This is a genomic window from Paenibacillus pseudetheri (assembly GCF_924513355.1).
In the GTDB taxonomy this organism is placed as follows: Bacteria; Bacillota; Bacilli; order Paenibacillales; family Paenibacillaceae; genus Paenibacillus_AQ; species Paenibacillus_AQ pseudetheri.
The window spans coordinates 68,451-88,237 of record NZ_CAKMAB010000010.1; the positions used below are offsets into that span (position 1 = coordinate 68,451).

The following is a 19,787-nucleotide window of genomic DNA, read 5'->3' on the forward strand; positions in this document are numbered from 1 at the left end:
GGTGAATATAGATGTCTAAAATTAGAGCAGGACGAGTGGGCGAGCAGATCAAGAAAGAGCTAAGTCAACTTATCCAAAGCGGACTGAAAGACCCTCGAATCGGTTTCGTAACTGTAACTGGCGTAGACGTGACTAACGATCTGTCGCAAGCGAAAGTATACCTAAGCGTGTTCGGGGATGAAGAGCAGAAGTCAGGCTCCCTTAAAGCGATTGAGAAAGCTAATGGTTTTCTTCGCTCCGAGCTTGGCAAGGCGATTCGCCTTCGGCATACACCTGAACTGATCTTCAAGATCGATGAATCTGTCGCTTATGGCAGTCACATTGAGAAACTTCTTGGAGAGCTTCATAAGAACGATTAGAAATAGGTACTAAAAGGAGTTCAAAATAGCCCAAGGCTATTTTGAACAACCTTTATAAAGGAGACGGCGAATGCAGAGCTATGAACAAAGTCTCCAGCAGACCCGTGAGTTTCTGCTGGAACACGACGATTACCTTGTAGTGTCGCATGTTCAGCCGGACGGAGATGCAGTCAGCTCCACCCTAGCGGTGGGCTGGCTTCTCTCATGTCTGGGCAAAAAATACACTATGCTGAATGAAGGACCGATACCGAAGCGGATGGAATACTTATGGCATTCGGATGAAATCATCAATATGGCCTCTAGTGAGCCGCCCCGTCAATACAGCAATGTGATCTGTGTGGATTGTGCTGATTTTCAGCGAGTAGGACTGACTCATCGCTATTTTGCGAATGATGCTCTAATCCTGAACATTGACCATCATCCCACTAACAACGGTTATGGACTTGTGAATTTAATCAAACCGGATGCTGCTGCGACTGCGGAAATTTTGTTCGATCTGCTGAAGACGTTCCAGATTGAATGGGACATTGATATCGCCACAGCTTTATATACGGGTCTTTTGACAGATACTGGTGGTTTTCGATATACCAACACATCACCAAAAGTAATGGCAGCCGTATCTGAACTGCTTTCATATGGCGTTAACGGTCCTGAACTGGCTGAGACATTACTTGAAGAAATGACATTGCCGCAGATTAAAATTTTGAATAAAGCGTTAAATACTCTTCAATTATCACCCGAAGGGGATATTGCCTGGCTCTATGTTACACCGGAGGATATGGTTGAATGTGCTGCTGCTAATGAAGATTTAGAAGGTCTCGTGAACTACCCACGCAATATTCGAGGTGTGGAAGTAGGGATTCTGTTCAAAGTCATTCATGAACATGCGGTTAAAGTTAGTTTGCGTTCTGCGGGTAAGGTCGACGTGGCTGATCTAGCGCAAACGTTTGGAGGTGGCGGTCATACCCGTGCTGCAGGTGCGCGTATAGAAGCTACACTAGAAACGGCAATAGCGCAGGTGCTTGAGGAGGTAAGACGTCATTTATGAGTGAATTAGAAGGTGTACTGGCGGTTTACAAGCCAGCCGGGTTCACTTCACATGATGTTGTGGCCAAGGCGCGTCGTATTCTCGGCATGAAACGGATCGGACATACGGGAACGCTTGATCCACAGGTAACAGGTGTGCTACCTCTTTGTCTGGGCCGTGCTACTCGTGTCGTGGAGTATATTCAGGAGTTGCCCAAAGAATATGTGGCAACATTGAGACTGGGGATGTCCAGTGATACTGAGGACTTAACTGGGACCATTATAGAAACTGTAGATGAGGTGCATGTAACTGAAGAAGAGATTCTATCCGTGCTTGCTTCATTTAAAGGGGTTATTTCTCAGGTTCCACCGATGTACTCTGCGGTTAAAGTTGACGGCAAACGTCTTTATGAGTTGGCAAGAGAAGGTAAAACCGTTGAACGTAAAAGCCGTGAAGTAGAGATTTATGAAATTGAAATGACGGATATGACTTGGGAAGGCAATCATCCCGATATCACATTCCGGGTGCTTTGCTCTAAGGGGACATACATTCGTACTCTCTGTGTCGATATCGGACGAGCACTTGGACTGCCGGGTGTGATGGTGAAGTTAGAGAGAACGATGTCGGCAGGGATCTCTGCTAGTCATTGTCTTACGCTAGAGGATATTGCGACTCACAAAGAAGCCGGAACATTGGAAGATCATTTAATCGCTGCAGATGAAGCCATTTCTCATATGCCAAAGCACACTGTAATGGATGAGAAAAAGAAGGCAGCTTTGCAGGGACAGCGTTTGTCATCACGATTTATTGCTCCAGAGGTGAAGACGAACAGTCACTTTCGGTTATACGATCTTCAAGGTGGATTTCTTGGCATTTATGAGTTGGAAGATACAGGTGCGATTGCTCCAGTGAAGGTGTTTGCACAAGCTTAAATCAATTTTACCAAGTGAATTGTAGGTGAGAAACAGCGTGAGAACCGTAACGTTAACCTATCCGATGTCTCCGGAGACTGCTGCAGAGTGGGCTCAGCCTCAAGTGGCTGCTCTAGGGCAGTTTGACGGATTGCATCGTGGACATGCTAGCGTCATTACATCCGCTGTGGCGCTAGCCCGTAAACAGGGTGTACCGGCCGCAGTCCTTACATTTCATCCCCATCCTAAAGATGTTATGGGTAAGGGTAATTATGAAGGGTACTTGACGCCACCCGTAGAGAAGCAGGAGATTCTTGCTAGTCTGGGTGTCGATATCTTATATGTTATTGAATTTAACGAGCAGCTTTCCCGTGTGAGTCCACAGAATTTTGTCTCTGTTATGCTTTTGCCGCTACATATTGTAACTGCAGTTGTCGGCTTTGACTTTCGTTTTGGTTATCAAGGTGAAGGCGATGTTGAGATGCTTCGCAAGCTGGGTGAAGGTGTTATGAATGTAGAGGTTGCTCCACCTTTTCTGCTGGATGGAGAGAAGGTCAGCAGTTCCGGCATTCGAAAAAGTCTCCAAACTGGGGATTTAGAGTTGGCAAACTCTTGGTTCGGACGTTGCTATTATCTGCGTGGTGAAGTGGGTCATGGTGAGAAGAGAGGTCGCACAATTGGTTTTCCAACGGCGAATTTGAAGCTCAGTGCTCATTTTGTCATTCCGACTAAAGGTGTATATGCGGTCCGAGTCTTTTATAAGGATAAAGTTTTGTACGGGGTCATGAATGTGGGTGTTAAACCTACCTTTCATGAGGGTGTATTGACTCCAAGCTTTGAGGTTCATCTGTTTGACTTCGAAGGTGATTTGTATGATCAAGAGCTCAAGGTAGAATTAGTATCTTTCATTCGTCCTGAGCGAAAATTCGAATCCATTGGTGCATTGATCACTCAAATCGGTGAAGATGCAGAAACCGCTAAGAAGATATTGGGCTATAATCTATAGTCATCCCGGACAAGCCGTTTACTTTTGTTAATGGAGATGCTATACTAATTAACGTTGCTGGCTTACAGCATCATAACCTTAGCTTGGTTGCTCGTTCTCACCGACGGTGACGAGGCTAGTGGCGATTATATTGAAGGAGGTGAACAGGATGGCATTAACTCAAGAACGTAAACATCAATTGATCGACGAGCACAAAACTCACGAATCCGATACTGGATCCCCTGAGGTGCAAGTTGCTATCCTAACGGAGAACATCGTTAATTTGACTGACCACTTGCGTACGCACAAGAAAGATCATCACTCCCGTCGCGGATTGTTGAAAATGGTTGGACAACGTCGTAAACTTCTGGCGTATTTGAAAAACAAAGACATCAGACGTTACAGCGCCCTGATCGAAAGACTGGGATTGCGTCGTTAATTTTCCATAAGATAACCCTTAAAGCAGCCTGGTTGTATACCGTATGTCCTTCTCGGAGCGACAGCGGGACAGCTGGGTTGCTTTTTGAGAATTTAGGGAAAACTTATAGCAAGACTGATGAGATTATTCGTAAAAACGGCCACTTTACATCATCTGTAAGACTTAGCCGTTTCTTCTTATATGTATACAGAACAGGCTACATACCTTAGGGACAAGCCTTTCCGATTCATTAGATCGATATGTGAACCTGCTATATTTGACTGCGGGTCTACTACTATTCAAGGAGGTATTTATGGAAAAACGTGTAGAAATGCAGCTAGGCGGAAGACGCCTTGTGCTGGAAACGGGCCGCCTAGCTAAACAAGCAAACGCAGCCGTTATGGTGCGTTATGGGGATACTTCGGTATTATGTACCGTTACGGCTTCGAAAGAGCCTAAGGATCTGGATTTTTTCCCGCTTACAGTTAACTATGAGGAAAGATTATATGCAGTAGGTAAAATTCCTGGCGGATTTATTAAACGGGAAGGTAGACCGAGTGAGAAAGCGATTCTGTCAAGCCGTTTGACAGACCGTCCAATCAGACCATTGTTCCCTGAAGGATTCCGTAACGATGTTCAGGTATTGAACATGGTTATGAGTGTGGATCAGGACTGCGCACCAGATATTGCTGCTATGATCGGTACTTCAGCTGCACTTAGTATTTCCGATGTGCCTTTTGATGGACCCATCGGCGGCGTTGCTGTAGGTCGGATTAATGGAGAGTTTGTGATCAATCCGGATATGGCTCAGCAAGCAATCAGTGATGTTTATGTAGTGGTTGCTGGAACGAAGGAAGCAATCATGATGGTTGAAGCAGAAGCGAACGAAGTGACGGAAGATGTGATGCTCGAAGCGATTATGTTCGGTCATGATGAAATCCGCAAGATCGTTGCAACCATTGAAGAACTGGTCAAAATGGCTGGTAAAGAAAAAATGGCTGTGAAACTGCATGCAGTGAATGTTGAAGTGAATACTGAGGTCCGTGCATTTGCTGAGGCTCGTCTGGTGGAAGCCGTTAAAGTTGCTGAAAAACATGCGCGTCAGGAAGCGATTGATGTCGTTAATGATGAAGCGGTTGCGTATTTCGTAGAGAAGTACATAGAAGCACCCGAGCTTCTGAAAGATGTTAAAGAAGTCCTGCATGATATCGTGAAGGATGAAGTAAGACGTCTAATCACGCATGATAAGGTTCGTCCAGATGGACGTAAACTTGATGAAATCCGTCCGATTGAATGCGATACAAGCCTGTTGCCGCGTACACACGGTTCCGGTCTGTTCACACGTGGACAAACACAAATCCTTAGCGTTTGTACCCTTGGAGCTCTGGGTGATGTGCAAATCCTCGACGGAATCGATCCTACTGAAACGAAACGTTTCATGCATCATTACAACTTCCCGCCGTTCAGCGTAGGGGAAGCTCGTCCACTTAGAGCACCAGGACGTCGTGAAATCGGTCATGGAGCACTTGGAGAACGTGCATTATCCAAGGTTATTCCTAGTGAAACTGAATTCCCGTACACGATTCGTCTAGTATCAGAAGCAATTGAATCTAACGGTTCTACTTCCCAGGCAAGTATCTGTGCAAGCATTCTGGCTATGATGGACGCTGGTGTGCCAATCAAAGCACCAGTAGCAGGTGTAGCAATGGGTCTGATCAAAGACGGAGAGCATGTCTCCATCCTGACGGATATTCAAGGTATGGAAGATCATCTCGGAGATATGGACTTCAAGGTAGCTGGTACTGCAGAAGGTGTTACAGCTATTCAAATGGACATTAAGATTGCCGGTATCGACCGCAACATTCTTCAGGATGCACTTCAGCAGGCTAAAGAAGGCCGTCTGTTCATCTTGGACAAAATGAATGAAGCGATTTCTGCGCCAAGACCTAATCTGTCCAAATATGCTCCAAAAATCATTATTATCAACATCAATCCGGACAAAATCCGTGATGTTATCGGTGCTGGTGGTAAAATTATCAATAAAATTATTGAAGAAACCGGCGTGAAAATCGACATCGAACAAGATGGTCGTGTATTTATCGGTTCTTCAGATGAAGAAATGATCCAAAAGGCTCGTTCGATTATCGAAGGTCTTGTGCGTGAAGTACAAGTCGGAGAAATCTATGTGGGTACAGTTAGACGTATTGAGAAATTTGGTGCATTTGTAGAACTTATTCCGGGCAAAGACGGATTGGTGCACATTTCCCAATTGTCCACTGAGCGTGTAGCTAAGGTAGAAGATGTTGTTGCTATTGGTGACACCATTACCGTTAAAGTTACCGAGATCGATCCACAAGGCCGGGTTAACCTGTCTCGTAAAGCGGTGTTGACTTCGGAAACTGGAGCTAAAGCATAAGTTTGATTTTAGCTATAACCTTTGTTAAAGGGAGCTAATTTCATTATAAAAAGAGACAGAAGCGATTTGCGTTCTGGCTCTTTTTTTATATGAACGAAATTGGACAGCTGCTGGATCAAGCATTCCTATCTAGTAGTCTTATATCTGTTCATGACATAAATTCCTCCCTTGTCTCATAGATTGGGACAAAGTATCTTTGTAATCGTGTGGAACGAACCAAAATTCGTTTCTACCGGGGAGGAATTCGTCATGAAGACGGAAAAAGTGGCATTAGTGGTTGCTTGTGTAGCAATCGTGATAGGATTTGGTAGCACACAGGGGCCAGTCAAGGACATGCTTGCGCACTTGAAGCCGCAGGATGATCTTGCGGTGTGGATGGATATCCCTAAGGCGGTGAACAACGACCTTCGTCTGAGGATTGAGACCGCCGCAGCAAAGCTAAATGCACCTCCAGTGGATGCAGTGGTTGACCGGGTGTGGAAAGCCATTCCGGGCTATAACGGTCTTGAGATTGATGTAGAGAGTACCTATCGGAATGCTCTTTTGGCACCAAAAGAACCTATAAAGTTAGTGTATCGGCAGATCGAACCAAAAGTATCGCTAAATGAACTGGGAGCAGAACCTATATATCGCGGAAATCCGGCGAAACCAATGGTATCACTGATGATTAATGTGGCTTGGGGGAATCAGTATATCGTGCCAATGCTGGATACTTTGGATGATGAGAACGTGAAAGTTACATTTTTTCTGGATGGAAGCTGGCTGAGTAAGAATCCAGAACTTGCTACAGAAATGTTAAAGCGTGGTCATGAGATGGAGAATCATGCCTATACCCACCCCAATATGAGTACATTAAGTCGAGCACGGGCTACCGTAGAAATTGAGAAAACGCAAAAGCTGTTAAAGGAGTCACTTGGAGTCACTAATAAATGGTTCGCGCCTCCATCTGGTGATTTCGATCAAGAGACAGTAGAAATCGCTAGCAGCTTGGGATTAAAGACCGTACTGTGGACTGTAGATACGGTGGATTGGCGCAATCCTTCTCCTGAATCTATAGTTGCCAAAATCACAAGCAAAGCTGAAGCCGGCACACTTGTTCTAATGCATCCTACTGCCTCATCCTCCAAGGCGCTGAAGGCCATGATACACGGGATAAAGGCAAAAGGGTTACAGCTAGGAACAGTTAGCCAAACGCTGTCAGCGGACCGTCTAATCCCCTCTGATGTTGAGTGAGTGATCTATTTCTGGTAGGATTATAGGCGCGTGTATTAATTTAGATAGAACATGGCTATTGCCAGGAGGACTTGAAGTGGAAAAAATAGTATTATCCAATGGATTACGAGTAGTGATGGAAAAAATTCCGACCGGCCGGTCCGTTTCATTTGGAATCTGGGTGAAGACAGGTTCGCGGAATGAACACCCTGGAAACAACGGGATATCCCATTTTGTAGAGCATATGCTTTTTAAAGGTACGGACCGATATAGTGCTAAGGATATTGCTGAGCAGTTCGATGCTATTGGCGGCAATGTAAATGCGTTTACCTCAAAGGAATATACTTGCTATTATGCAAAAGTACTGGATGAGCATCTGCCTATCGCAGTAGATGTGCTGGCAGATATGTTCTTCCGTTCACGTATGGATGCTGAAGAGCTGGAGAAAGAAAAAAATGTCATCCTTGAAGAAATTTCTATGTGCGAGGATACACCAGACGATCTTGTGCATGATTTGATGTGTGCTGCTGCTTACAAGGATCATCCGCTTGCGTATTCTATCCTTGGCTTAAAGGAACGGCTGATGGAGATGAAGCCGGAAGATCTTCGTGCCTACATGAAGGAGCAGTATACGATTGAGAATACGGTAATTAGTGTAGCGGGGAACATTAGCGATGGACTGATTGAGCTGCTGGAGCAGCATTTTGGTTCTTTTGCTAATCATGGCACATCTGCGCCGCTGACTCCACCGGATTATTATGGGGACTTGTTGTTTCACCGCAAAAAAACAGAACAGAATCATATCTGCCTTTCCTTACCAGGGGTCCGCTCTGGCGACCCATTGCAATATGCTATGGTGCTTATTAATAATGCCATTGGTGGCGGTATGAGCTCACGGATGTTCCAAGAGATTCGTGAAAAACGTGGACTAGCCTACTCTGTATATTCATACCACAGTTCTCAAGCGGATTCTGGTTTGTTCACGGTCTATGCTGGAACAGCACCGAAGCAAACCAAGGATGTAACGGAGCTAATTAAGGAAATGATGTACGAACTTGCTACTAAGGGCCTTAGTGAAGATGAACTGAGAAAAGGCAAGGAGCAGCTTAAAGGTAGCCTTATTCTTAGTCTGGAAAGCACTAGTAGCCGGATGAATCGGATTGGAAAAAATGAACTTATGCTCGGAAAACATAACACATTAGACGATATGATTGCCAAGATTCAGTTAGTAACGATGGACAATATCAACAGTGTGCTTGATAATATGTTTGCTGAGCAGCTTTCTTTAGCGATGGTAGGTTCAACAGATAAAGCTATTGCAAATGTTAGGAGAGATGATCTTGTCTTATTACGTACAAATCAATAAACTAGCTGGAAACGAGGATGTTAATCTTCCTTGTAAAATGTCAGAACAGGCTTCCGGGTATGATCTTTATGCCGCAGTTGAAAGCGAAGTCGTGCTTGCACCTGGAGAACGTGCATTAATTCCCACAGGCATATCACTAGCTATGCCAGACGGATTAGAAGCTCAGATTCGTCCACGAAGTGGACTAGCCTTAAAGCATGGGATTACGTGTTTGAACACACCTGGAACGATTGATGCTGATTATCGTGGAGAGATCAAAGTGTTGTTGATTAATCTAGGGCAAGAGCCATTTGCTATCGCTCGTAATGAGCGTATTGCCCAAATGGTATTTCAAGCGGTTCCAGTAGTCACTTTGGTTGAAGTAGATACTTTATCCGAAACAGAACGTGGAGCCGGAGGCTTCGGTCACACGGGCAAATAATATGACTTATTAAAAAGCTTGCGAATTTATGCCTAATCGGCGTGATTTGCGAGCTTTTTTTCGTTTAAATATGACGATTTATAAGTTTCGTATTTAAGCCTGCATGGTAATTCTTCTCCGCTTTTCACCCATTAAGAATGCCCAGCATAAGATGCTCTATAGTCGATAGTGTATGTTGAAAGGAGCGTCATCCCTATGCTTACTGGCGTCAGGATCGTGTTCCTGGGCGGGGACGCGAGACAGCTTGAAGTGATTCGGAAATGTGTGGAATTGGATGCGACGGTAAGCGCTGCCGGGTTCGATAAATGGGAAGCCCCTTGCCCAGGGGTGAGCCTGGAACAGATGACGGTAGAGCTGCTTAGTAATGCAGACGTATTAGTGTTGCCTACGGTTGGTTGTGATGATGAAGGGAATATCAGTGCTTTATTTTCTTCTGAACGCTTGATGCTCTTGGAAGAACATTTTGCTGCTCTGCCACCCCATTGTTTGGTGTATAGCGGTATGGCTAAAAGCTACTTACGCGGCATGTGCGCCAAGCATTCGTTAAAGTTAATTGAATTGCTTAATCGTGATGATGTAGCCATCTACAACTCCATCCCAACCGCGGAAGGGGCACTGGTTATGGCCATACAGAACACGGATTTTACCATTCATAGTTCCAAATCGATGGTACTGGGTTTGGGCAGAACGGGTTTTACAATGGCAAGAAGTCTACAAGGATTGGGTGCTAGTGTTAAAGCCGGAGTTAGAAAACAGGAACATTATGCACGTGCTGAGGAAATGGGCTGGAAGCCGTTTATGACCAATGAACTGTTGCTTCATGTGCCGGATGTTGATCTGATATTTAATACGATTCCAAGTATGATCATCACCGCACAAGTACTCTCACGTATCTCACCGCATTGCTTAATTGTCGACCTGGCTTCTGCTCCGGGTGGATGTGACTTTCGGTATGCTGAGAAAAGAGGAATTAAAGCGATGCTGGCTCCTGGACTCCCTGGCATTGTAGCTCCTAAAAGCGCTGGGATTATTATGGCAAATGCGCTGGTTCAGTCAATATCGGACGAGGCTTTAATCAAGGGGGACGAATAAAATGGATTGGCACGGAAAAACAGTAGGGTATGCGATTACCGGATCTCACTGCACATTTGCGGAGGTAATGCCGCAAATTCAACGCTTCGTAGATGGAGGAGCAAACGTAGTGCCCATAGTTTCAGCATCCGTACTAGGCACCGACACCCGCTTTGGAACATCGCAAAATTGGCTAAAACAGTTGAAAGATATAACAGGTAATGATATCATTTCTACAATTGTTGAAGCGGAACCGCTGGGTCCTTCCAAGCTGCTGGATGTGCTGACGATAGCACCTTGCACTGGAAATACAACGAGTAAATTGGCAAATGCCATGACCGATAGTCCAGTGCTTATGGCTGCAAAATCGCAGATGCGCAATGGACGTCCACTTGTTCTCGCGATATCTACCAATGATGGCTTAGGTCTTAATGCCGCAAATATTGCAAAGCTTCTAGTGGCTAAATATATTTATTTTGTGCCATTCGGACAGGATAATCCTGAGGGTAAACCTAATTCGTTAGTAGCGCGTATGGATCTTATCCCAGAAGCTTGCTATGCCGCTTTGCAAGGTAAACAACTACAGCCGATGATTATTGAAAAGTTTCATTCCGTCTAAAATAGGGCGGGATCGGTGGAGCTAGTTGCGGACAATAAAAGGGGAGATGCACTAAATGAGCAATGAGAAGTTAAATGCCGCCTTGGTCGGAGCTACTTCTTAATCAATAGTTAGCGCTCAAAGCCAAGATCTGCTAAACCCATAGCTGAGATCATTGCTACCAAAAAATATAAGCATTACTGCTACCGTCCTCTTTCCGAGGGCGGTACAACCATTTTTCAAAATAAAAGAAAATTACTTAAGAAATAAGCTTACGTACTGTAAATGAATTTCTCATTAGAAACGAAATGAGTTCTGTTTACGAACGATTAGTGTGTTTGCTTTGACAATAATGGAGGAATTATACATGGGTATTCTGGTACAAAAATTCGGAGGAACATCACTTTCAACACCACAAGCTAGAGAGCACGTCATTCGTAATGTCAAACGGGAGCTCGCTAGCGGCTATAGTTTGGTCATTGTCGTTTCGGCAATGGGCAGACGCGGAGAACCTTATGCAACAGATACTCTGCTGGATTGGGCTGTTCAGAATGGAGATTCGCTCCCAGAGCGTGAGAAGGATCTCTTGATGTGCTGTGGAGAGATTATCTCTGCTACTACTCTTTGTGGCCTGCTGGAGAATGAAGGGATTGCTTCTACGGTATTAACGGGGGCTCAGGCTGGTTTTATGACAGATAGCAACTATGGCAATGCAAGAATTCTAGATGTACGTCCTGAACGTATTCTTCGTGAACTGCGTGAAGATAAAGTAGTTATAGTGACAGGGTTCCAAGGACAGACTGAAGCTGGTGATTTGACGACTTTGGGCCGTGGAGGAAGTGACACCTCTGCGACTGCACTGGGTGCTGCCCTTCATGCAGATATGGTTGATATCTATACAGATGTTAACGGGATTCTTACAGCAGATCCGCGGATCGTTGAAGATGCAAAACCGCTAACGTATGTTAGCTATACAGAAATTTGTAATATGGCTCATCAGGGAGCAAAAGTGATCCATCCACGTGCGGTTGAGATTGCGATGCAGGCACAAATTCCAGTACGTGTTCGTTCAACGTTTTCTGAGAATGAAGGTACGCTGGTTACGAATCCTGAAGGGTTCAACGACATTCAGTCTGGCGGCATTGTAGACCGCTTCGTAACAGGGATTGCTTATGTCAGCAACGTCACACAGATTTCTGTGGAGTGTCCAGATGGAAATGGTACGGGCGTTCAACTTCAAATTTTTAAAAGTATGGCCGACAATGGAATAAGCGTTGATTTTATTAATGTAACACCTACTGAAGCTCTTTATACTGTGTTCGATGACAAATCAGAAAAGGCCATCTCTGTTCTTCAGCAATTGGGCTTGCGTCCTAAGAGTCTATCAGGTTGCGCAAAAGTTTCCGTTATCGGTGGCGGAATTAATGGTGTGCCTGGTATTATGGCTCGTATCGTTGAGGCACTTAGCTCACAAAATATTCAGATTCTCCAATCCGCAGATTCGAATACAACGATTTGGGTGCTGGTGAAGAAAGAGGATATGGTGCAGTCCCTGCGTTCGCTGCATGCTATGTTTGAATTGCATCGCTGACAAGGAGGAATTCAAAGTGGATTTCGGAAGATTAATAACAGCCATGGTAACCCCCTTTGACGGGGATGGAGAAATCAACTGGGATGTAACTTCACAGCTTGTCGATTATTTAATTGAGGAACAGAAATCAGAGGCATTGGTTGTCTGTGGCACAACCGGGGAATCTCCAACGTTAAGTGATGAGGAGAAACTGCAGCTGTTTTCTTTTGTACTAGAGAAGGCGAATGGCCGCTGTAAAATTATTGCTGGAACAGGCAGTAATAACACGAAGCACTCTATTCACCTGACAAAGGAAGCGGAGAAAATAGGTGTGGATGGCGTGCTTTTGGTCGTTCCTTATTACAATAAGCCTAATCAGGAAGGGCTCTTTCAGCATTTTTCTGCGATTGCTTCGGAGACTTCATTGCCAGTCATGCTGTATAATGTTCCCGGTCGTACGGGTGTAAGTATGAGCGTGGACACAACCCTTCGACTTGCTGAAATTCCGAATATTGTTGCGACAAAAGAATGTGCATCTGTCGATCAAGTAACACTTATCGCTTCAGCGTGTTCCGATGACTTCCGTGTATATACTGGTGATGATTCTGCGGGCTTAGCTAGTCTAGCCGTAGGAGGATACGGAATTATCAGTGTAGCTAGTCATGTGGTTGGTGCACAGATGTCAGAAATGATCTATGCATACACCTCAGGAAATGTTCAGCGAGCGGGAAAGATACATCGGCAATTGTTCCCTATTTTCAAAGGATTGTTCGAATGTCCACAACCTTTACCGAATCCTTCAGCGGTCAAATATGCTTTAAGTCTGAAAGGTCTGCCTGTTGGAGGCGTCAGATTGCCGCTTATTTCACCTACAGAAGCTGAGGCGGCCTTTATTGAGGCACTTTTTCACTAAGTGCTGATCAATGATATTCTAGTGTTTAAACCGGCTTCTCCTGTGGAGAGCCGGTTTTTATATTTATTATATTTTGCTAAAATAATGGGTCACATTTAAGGAAAGAATTTGGATACGAGATTGGGTGACTTGTCTTTTGCCAAAAAAATCATGTATAATGATCTTAAGTGACTGGGTGCGGTTAAAATTAAATATGCGGTAATCTTCCGTCAATGGTACACATTGTGAGACAGGATAGGTCCCAAGATGAGTCTGTGTAAATGATTGAAATGTCTTCGCGCGAGGGGCGCGACAGTGAATTTTGACGGCATTTGTCCGCTTCAATATGAACTTTACTGCCCGGAATCGGGAGCTTTCGCATTGCGCATTTTGCAGATATCAGGAATATCCTTGTTAATTTAGGAAGCTATCAGCTGTTTGAAGAATGTGTTCAGCGCCGCTGAAATAATCGAAGTTCAATATTTACCAATAAAAGTATGACGTCCAACATCATAGGAGGGTTAGATTCATTTGTCCAAAAAAAACAACAACGATAAATTGATGATTTTCGCATTGGGCGGAGTCGGAGAAATCGGGAAAAACATGTATGTCATTCAATATGGAGCTGACATTGTAGTCGTGGATTCGGGACTTAAGTTCCCGGAAGAAGATATGCTCGGTATTGATATTGTAATTCCTGATATCTCTTATTTGACAGAGAACCGTGACAAGGTAAGAGGAATTGTACTTACCCACGGACACGAGGATCACATCGGTGGTCTCCCATATGTCCTGAAGAATTTGAATGTTCCGGTTTACGGAACAAGACTTACATTAGGCCTTGTAGAAAACAAATTGAAGGAAGCAAACTTACTGGGTGACACCAAACGAATTCTGATCAATGAAGATTCAGAAATTCAACTGGGAAGTTCGCTCAAAGTTACTTTCTTCAGAACCAATCACAGTATTCCTGATTCCGTCGGTGTGTGCATAGAAACACCGGAAGGTAACGTAGTTCATACGGGAGATTTCAAATTTGACCACACTCCAGTCAACGGTCAATTTGCAAATCTGCATCGGATGGCTGAAATTGGTCAGAAGGGCGTGCTTGCTCTTTTGTCGGATAGTACGAATGCTGAGAAACCAGGCTTTACCCCATCTGAGAAAAATGTCGGTATCGTTCTGGAAGACATTTTCCGCAAAGCTGAACAACGTGTCGTTGTAGCAACTTTTGCTTCCAATGTGCACCGTATTCAACAAGTGGTTAATGCAGCAGAATCCACAGGTCGTAAGATTACAGTAATTGGCCGTAGTATGGTAAACGTTGTATCCATCGCTTCTGAGCTTGGATATCTGAACGTACCTGACGGTATGCTGATCGAGCCTGAAGAAATGAACAGAATGGCAGCGAACCGTGTCGTTGTTCTTTGCACAGGATCCCAAGGCGAGCCAATGTCCGCATTGACCCGTATGGCACGTTCCAGTCATCGTAAAGTAGATATTTTGCCAGGTGATACTGTTATTATTGCAGCAACACCGGTACCAGGTAACGAGAAATATGTAGGTCGTACCATTGATGAATTGTTCCGTCTTGGCGCTAACGTAATTTATAGCGGTTCCAATTCTGGCGTTCACGTATCCGGTCACGGTAGCCAGGAAGAGCTTAAGCTTATGCTTAACCTGATGAAACCAAAATATTTCATTCCAATTCACGGTGAATACCGTATGCAACGCAAACATGCACTTTTGGCAGAATCCGTTGGCGTAGAGTCTCAGAACATTTTCATCACTGAAATCGGTGAGATTGTGGAAATTCAAGGCGGTGCTGCTCGTAAAGCTGGTAAAGTAACGGCTGGTAACGTATTGATTGACGGTCTGGGTGTAGGTGATGTAGGTAATATTGTATTGCGTGACCGTAAGTTGCTGTCTCAAGATGGTATTTTGGTTGTCGTGGTTACACTAAGCAAACAGAATGGTGCGATTGTCTCCGGACCTGACATCATTTCTCGAGGTTTCGTTTATGTTCGTGAGTCCGAAGGACTGCTTGACGAAGCGAACCGAATTGTTTCCAGTACACTTCAGCGCCTGATGAGTGAGAAAGTAAATGAGTGGGCATCGCTTAAAACAAGCGTAAAAGATTCACTCGGTCGTTTCTTATATGAGCAAACGCGTCGTAGACCGATGATTTTGCCAATTATCATGGAAGTGTAAGGAGAACTCTCCTTAAATAAATATATAGCTTGGGCATTGGCCCCTTTTCCCCGGAAATATTGGACGGTTTCTACGGGAAAAGGGGTTTTTGTATTGTTTATATTCACATCATGAGGAGAGGGTTGCATAATGCAGGGCCCTGAAATGTCATACTAATGAAAGAGTTAGTAAGGCTATTGCAGACCAGAGCTGCATAAGAAAAGGGAGAGCTGCGAAGATGAACTACATGAATGGATCAAATGGAGCAAAGAATGAGGAAGTTATACCACAAGAGGGAAATCCAAATACAAATGAAAATATGCCGCCCACTACAATGGGTGCACTTAAAGAGCTTGGACAAACAGCGGTTCCAACCGGAGAACCGGATATCTTTTGCATAACGATCATCGGTCAGATTGAAGGCCATATTGTAATGCCTCCTCAGAACAAAACGACAAAATACGAACATATCATTCCCCAGCTGGTGGCAGCTGAACAGAATAAGAATATTAAAGGTCTGCTGATTATTTTAAATACTGTTGGTGGAGATGTAGAAGCTGGTCTAGCGATTGCCGAAATGATTTCTTCACTCTCTAAACCAACGGTAACGGTAGTCATTGGAGGGGGCCATAGTATTGGTGTTCCGATCGCTGTATCCTCTACGTATTCAATTATTGCGGAAAGTGCAACAATGACGATACATCCGATTCGTATGAATGGTTTAGTAATTGGAGTGCCACAGACGTTCGAATACATGGAAAAAATGCAGGAGCGTGTAGTAAAATTCGTTACTTCTCATTCTCGGATTTCTGAAGAACAGTTCCGTGACCTCATGTTTAAGACGGGTGAGCTCAATCGTGATATTGGAACAGCCGTTGGGGGGTTAGACGCCGTTAAATATGGTCTCATGGATGAGGTGGGCGGAATCGGAGCTGCTTTAACGCATCTTAACCGCATGATTGGTGGAGATTTCTCTGCTGCGCCTACAGCAGCGATTTCGGGAGGGCTTACGCAATGACACTCTACACGATAATGTCGATGGAACAGGTGTGGGAGGGGGCATTTAATAATTACGCTACAACGCGAGAAGTAAGTGTTCAGGGGATGCTCATGCAGGTTGAGCCGATGGAGGAAGGACGCGCGCGCATAGTACGATTGCTGGATTGTCCTTTGGAGCGATATTTGGATCCGTCGTTCTCTCCTGGAGCGATAATTACGTTAACATAAAGATTCATTTTTTGACAAAAGAGAACATAGGTACGCCACGCCATTATATGGTATAATGTTGTTCCGGGGGTGGCTGGCGTGGCTAAACGAAAAAAGAAAAAGAAAAAAGCGCTGCTCGGCAGCGTTTTAAAATATGAAATTTACGGAATTTTACTAATAACGATATCCGTTATTGCTCTGTCCGGTGAAGCGGCGGTAGGGCGGTCACTTTCAAGTATGGCGGGTTATTTATTAGGGAGATTTTATTTTGTGTTGCCGCTTATTGGTATTTTTTATGGGCTTATGGTTATGATCCATCGAAGATGGCCTTCTTCTTGGAACAGTCGACATACAGGCGTGCTTCTGCTACTGCTATCCATGTGCCTTATGAGCACTATTTCTGCAATGGAGCAGAAGCTTGGCCCGTTGTCCTTGCTCCATCCTGGCAACGTGATGACACAAATACATAATGATCTTTCGGGATCTCTTTCGCCCGGCGTTAACAATAGTAATGTCTATATGCTGGGTAAGGATATAAGTGGTGGATATATCGGCGGATTGGAGTATGCTGCGCTGCTGTGGCTCTTTGGTAGTCTGGGAGCTAAGCTGCTCATGATCGTTATGCTTGCCATCAGCTTTATGTTAATTACAAATCTCTCCTATGTAGAGATTATTACTCTTTTGCGAGTTCGTACGGTTAAGTTTGTGGAGGGGATTCGTCTCCATGCGGCAAACCGTCCGAAGGCAGTCCCAGTAGCTGCTAGACCTTCCAAAGCAGCCGCACCCGCAAAGACTCGGCCAGTGAAGCAGCCCGTCTATGACGAAGATGACGAAGAGGAAGAGGACGATCGATATTTACCTAATCGCAAGCAACCTGTTCTATTGAAAAAAATATCCGGTTGGTTCTCAGGGTCCACCCGTTCAGAGGCGGAAGCCGATTCTGAGGATGATGATCAAGGTCCAATTGTATCAAGTGCTTCGCACGGTCCGATCATTTCTGGGCTTTCAGTAGATAGTCGTGTGACTCCGCTTGAGGATATTCATCATGATTTTGATAATGCAGATATGGATATGGAACCTGTGACTCCAATTATTCGCGACTTCTTTGAGCATATCCGCTCAGAAGGGCTGAATGAGGAAGATCGGGAGGAATGGAGTGAATTCTCTCCTGCGGCTCGTGGTGTTGCCGTCAAAGCTCCTGTTGCTGGGGCTAATCCTGTTAATCAACAGCCTTCAGATGAGCCTGAGGAGAATGTGACTATAGACTTGGATGGATTGCTAAGCGCCACTCCTGATGGAAAGATCATTCCTGCTGCTCCGGCACCACCTCCACCAAAACCTTATAAGTTACCATCTTTCCGACTTCTAGCCAAACCTAACAACAGCGGCAAAGCGGGAGATCAGAATGATTATATGCAGACCGCCCGTAAGCTTGAAGCTACCCTAGAGAGCTTCGGTGTAAGAGCAAAGGTTCTCGAAGTAGTTAGAGGTCCAGCGGTTACACGGTATGAGATTCAGCCGGATATTGGTGTCAAAGTTAGCCGTATTGTTAATCTGACGGATGACATTGCGCTTGCTCTTGCAGCCAAAGATATACGTATGGAGGCGCCAATTCCGGGTAAATCAGCCATTGGGATAGAGGTACCGAATTCTGAAGTGTCTATTGTAACCATGCGTGAAGTTATGGAGACACAGATCTTCCAGGAAGCTGAATCCAGATTATCGATTGCTTTTGGACGTGACATTTCGGGTCAGACGATTATCGGTAATTTAGCGAAGATGCCCCATTTATTGGTGGCTGGTGCAACGGGTTCTGGTAAATCGGTTTGTATTAACGGGATTATTACGAGCATTTTATACAAAGCTAAACCCGATGAAGTTAAATTCCTGATGGTGGACCCGAAGATGGTGGAACTGAATGTCTATAATGGGATTCCGCATCTTTTGGCTCCAGTGGTTACCGATCCGAAGCGGGCGAGTTTAGCTTTGAAGAAGATCGTTGTGGAGATGGAGAAAAGGTATGAACTCTTCTCCAAATCGGGAACGCGCAACATGGAAGGCTATAATAAGCTGATGGCAGAGAATCCGGCTGCTATCCTTCCGTATATCGTTGTTATTGTGGACGAGCTTGCGGATTTGATGATGGTTGCCGCTAACGATGTAGAGGATGCTATCTGTCGACTTGCACAGATGGCGCGTGCAGCAGGTATTCATCTAATTATCGCTACTCAGCGTCCTTCCGTAGATGTCATTACAGGTTTGATTAAGGCTAATATTCCATCTCGTATCGCTTTCGGCGTATCTTCCAATGTAGACTCACGCACCATTCTGGATATGCCAGGTGCGGAGAAGCTGTTGGGTCGGGGAGACATGCTGTTCTTACCGATGGGGGCTTCTAAACCGATTCGTGTACAGGGTGCCTTTATGAGCGATCAGGAGGTTGAGACGATCGTTCAATATGTCAGCAGTCAAGGGGAAGCAGAATATGACGATTCCATTGTTCCAGAGGTTGATGACACAATTTCTGAAGATCAGGAACCGCAGGATGAATTATATGAGCAGGCCGTTACGATCGTGCTTGAAGCGAAGCAGGCTTCAGTCTCGCTGCTACAGCGCCGGATGAGGGTTGGTTACACCCGTGCAGCCCGTTTGATTGATTCTATGGAGGCTCGTGGGGTAATAGGGCCTTACGAGGGCAGCAAGCCACGTGAGGTGCTTGTATCACTTGAGCAGTATCAGCATAACAAGATCAGTTCTTAAGCTGGACAAGTCAGTTTTAGCCTTCAATAGACAGTAAAAAAGGGGTCGTCTCCAAGTAGTTCGTACTACTTGGGAACGGCCCCTTACTCATGCTGAAGAAGTGTAAACGACCCCTGCTGCTTGGACTATACTATAAAAAGGAAGCTACCCTGATTAGCCATTCTATGGCTTTGGGGCAGCTTCTTTTTATAAAATGACTAATTATTTGACTCTTGGTGCAGCTAGTAATGCATTAACAATATAATCCAACTGAACATTAAGAGAATATATATCACTGTAATGTTGAGAAGTATGACGTATATCTATAATTTCAATTAATGCGTGGTTCCACAGTAAAATGTGGTCCTTTAAATTCATGATTCATATCAACTCCATGTTTTTCTTA

General features: G+C 44.7%; 17 protein-coding genes. All 17 read left to right on the forward strand.

Annotated features, from left to right (window positions below):
- The first annotated feature begins 11 nt into the window (after positions 1-11).
- The 17 genes from rbfA (at position 12) to L1028_RS11790 (ending at position 19,402) form a co-directional block, all read left to right on the forward strand.
- The gene (gene rbfA, locus L1028_RS11710) at positions 12-359 is read left to right on the forward strand and encodes a 30S ribosome-binding factor RbfA (protein WP_042128856.1); all 348 of its coding nucleotides are present in this window, start codon (positions 12-14) and stop codon (positions 357-359) included.
- Between the two features lie 70 nt (positions 360-429).
- Complete coding sequence (locus L1028_RS11715) at positions 430-1,407, forward strand: DHH family phosphoesterase (protein WP_234533949.1); 978 nt, start codon at positions 430-432, stop codon at positions 1,405-1,407.
- On the forward strand, positions 1,404-2,318 hold the full coding sequence (gene truB, locus L1028_RS11720) for a tRNA pseudouridine(55) synthase TruB (RefSeq protein ID WP_234533950.1): 915 nt from the start codon (positions 1,404-1,406) through the stop codon (positions 2,316-2,318). Before L1028_RS11715 ends, truB begins: the two co-directional genes overlap by 4 nt.
- Positions 2,319-2,355: 37 nt before the next feature.
- Positions 2,356-3,303, forward strand: coding sequence for a bifunctional riboflavin kinase/FAD synthetase (locus tag L1028_RS11725; protein ID WP_234533952.1), 948 nt, complete (start codon positions 2,356-2,358; stop codon positions 3,301-3,303).
- A 148-nt stretch (positions 3,304-3,451) separates the two neighbouring features.
- On the forward strand, positions 3,452-3,721 hold the full coding sequence (gene rpsO, locus L1028_RS11730; protein WP_036656390.1) for a 30S ribosomal protein S15: 270 nt from the start codon (positions 3,452-3,454) through the stop codon (positions 3,719-3,721).
- 292 nt (positions 3,722-4,013) lie between these two features.
- Positions 4,014-6,116, forward strand: a complete 2,103-nt coding sequence (gene pnp, locus L1028_RS11735; RefSeq protein WP_234533954.1) for a polyribonucleotide nucleotidyltransferase — start codon at positions 4,014-4,016, stop codon at positions 6,114-6,116.
- Positions 6,117-6,365: 249 nt separating this feature from the next.
- Complete coding sequence (locus L1028_RS11740) at positions 6,366-7,349, forward strand: polysaccharide deacetylase family protein (RefSeq protein ID WP_234533957.1); 984 nt, start codon at positions 6,366-6,368, stop codon at positions 7,347-7,349.
- A 76-nt stretch (positions 7,350-7,425) separates the two neighbouring features.
- Positions 7,426-8,694 (forward strand): M16 family metallopeptidase, encoded by a 1,269-nt coding sequence (locus L1028_RS11745; RefSeq protein ID WP_234533960.1) that lies wholly within the window; start codon positions 7,426-7,428, stop codon positions 8,692-8,694.
- Entirely contained in the window at positions 8,669-9,115 is a 447-nt protein-coding gene (dut, locus tag L1028_RS11750; protein WP_234533961.1) for a dUTP diphosphatase, read from the forward strand. Before L1028_RS11745 ends, dut begins: the two co-directional genes overlap by 26 nt.
- A 195-nt stretch (positions 9,116-9,310) precedes the next feature.
- Positions 9,311-10,207 (forward strand): dipicolinate synthase subunit DpsA, encoded by an 897-nt coding sequence (gene dpsA, locus L1028_RS11755; RefSeq protein ID WP_234533963.1) that lies wholly within the window; start codon positions 9,311-9,313, stop codon positions 10,205-10,207.
- Position 10,208: 1 nt separating this feature from the next.
- The gene (locus tag L1028_RS11760) at positions 10,209-10,805 is read left to right on the forward strand and encodes a dipicolinate synthase subunit B (RefSeq protein WP_234533966.1); all 597 of its coding nucleotides are present in this window, start codon (positions 10,209-10,211) and stop codon (positions 10,803-10,805) included.
- A gap of 346 nt (positions 10,806-11,151) precedes the next feature.
- Positions 11,152-12,375, forward strand: a complete 1,224-nt coding sequence (gene dapG, locus L1028_RS11765; protein WP_042189405.1) for an aspartate kinase — start codon at positions 11,152-11,154, stop codon at positions 12,373-12,375.
- Positions 12,376-12,391: 16 nt separating this feature from the next.
- Positions 12,392-13,267: a 4-hydroxy-tetrahydrodipicolinate synthase gene (gene dapA, locus L1028_RS11770; RefSeq protein ID WP_234533968.1), complete on the forward strand. Its 876-nt coding sequence runs from the start codon at positions 12,392-12,394 to the stop codon at positions 13,265-13,267.
- A gap of 510 nt (positions 13,268-13,777) precedes the next feature.
- Positions 13,778-15,457: a ribonuclease J gene (locus tag L1028_RS11775; protein ID WP_042189403.1), complete on the forward strand. Its 1,680-nt coding sequence runs from the start codon at positions 13,778-13,780 to the stop codon at positions 15,455-15,457.
- A gap of 217 nt (positions 15,458-15,674) precedes the next feature.
- Positions 15,675-16,454: a ClpP family protease gene (locus L1028_RS11780; protein ID WP_279306855.1), complete on the forward strand. Its 780-nt coding sequence runs from the start codon at positions 15,675-15,677 to the stop codon at positions 16,452-16,454.
- Positions 16,451-16,663: a YlzJ-like family protein gene (locus L1028_RS11785; protein ID WP_042128829.1), complete on the forward strand. Its 213-nt coding sequence runs from the start codon at positions 16,451-16,453 to the stop codon at positions 16,661-16,663. The genes L1028_RS11780 and L1028_RS11785 overlap by 4 nt, the downstream gene beginning before the upstream one ends.
- A gap of 78 nt (positions 16,664-16,741) precedes the next feature.
- The gene (locus L1028_RS11790) at positions 16,742-19,402 is read left to right on the forward strand and encodes an FtsK/SpoIIIE family DNA translocase (RefSeq protein WP_234533971.1); all 2,661 of its coding nucleotides are present in this window, start codon (positions 16,742-16,744) and stop codon (positions 19,400-19,402) included.
- Positions 19,403-19,787 lie beyond the last annotated feature (385 nt).

What these genes read in the sequence shown, in the direction of transcription:
- rbfA (WP_042128856.1), top strand. Translation starts at nt 12, where the DNA reads ATGTCTAAAATTAGAGCAGGACGAGTGGGCGAGCAGATCAAGAAAGAG.
- L1028_RS11715 (WP_234533949.1), top strand. Translation starts at nt 430, where the DNA reads ATGCAGAGCTATGAACAAAGTCTCCAGCAGACCCGTGAGTTTCTGCTG.
- truB (WP_234533950.1), top strand. Translation starts at nt 1,404, where the DNA reads ATGAGTGAATTAGAAGGTGTACTGGCGGTTTACAAGCCAGCCGGGTTC.
- rpsO (WP_036656390.1), top strand. Translation starts at nt 3,452, where the DNA reads ATGGCATTAACTCAAGAACGTAAACATCAATTGATCGACGAGCACAAA.
- pnp (WP_234533954.1), top strand. Translation starts at nt 4,014, where the DNA reads ATGGAAAAACGTGTAGAAATGCAGCTAGGCGGAAGACGCCTTGTGCTG.
- L1028_RS11740 (WP_234533957.1), top strand. Translation starts at nt 6,366, where the DNA reads ATGAAGACGGAAAAAGTGGCATTAGTGGTTGCTTGTGTAGCAATCGTG.
- dpsA (WP_234533963.1), top strand. Translation starts at nt 9,311, where the DNA reads ATGCTTACTGGCGTCAGGATCGTGTTCCTGGGCGGGGACGCGAGACAG.
- L1028_RS11760 (WP_234533966.1), top strand. Translation starts at nt 10,209, where the DNA reads ATGGATTGGCACGGAAAAACAGTAGGGTATGCGATTACCGGATCTCAC.
- dapG (WP_042189405.1), top strand. Translation starts at nt 11,152, where the DNA reads ATGGGTATTCTGGTACAAAAATTCGGAGGAACATCACTTTCAACACCA.
- L1028_RS11780 (WP_279306855.1), top strand. Translation starts at nt 15,675, where the DNA reads ATGAACTACATGAATGGATCAAATGGAGCAAAGAATGAGGAAGTTATA.
- L1028_RS11785 (WP_042128829.1), top strand. Translation starts at nt 16,451, where the DNA reads ATGACACTCTACACGATAATGTCGATGGAACAGGTGTGGGAGGGGGCA.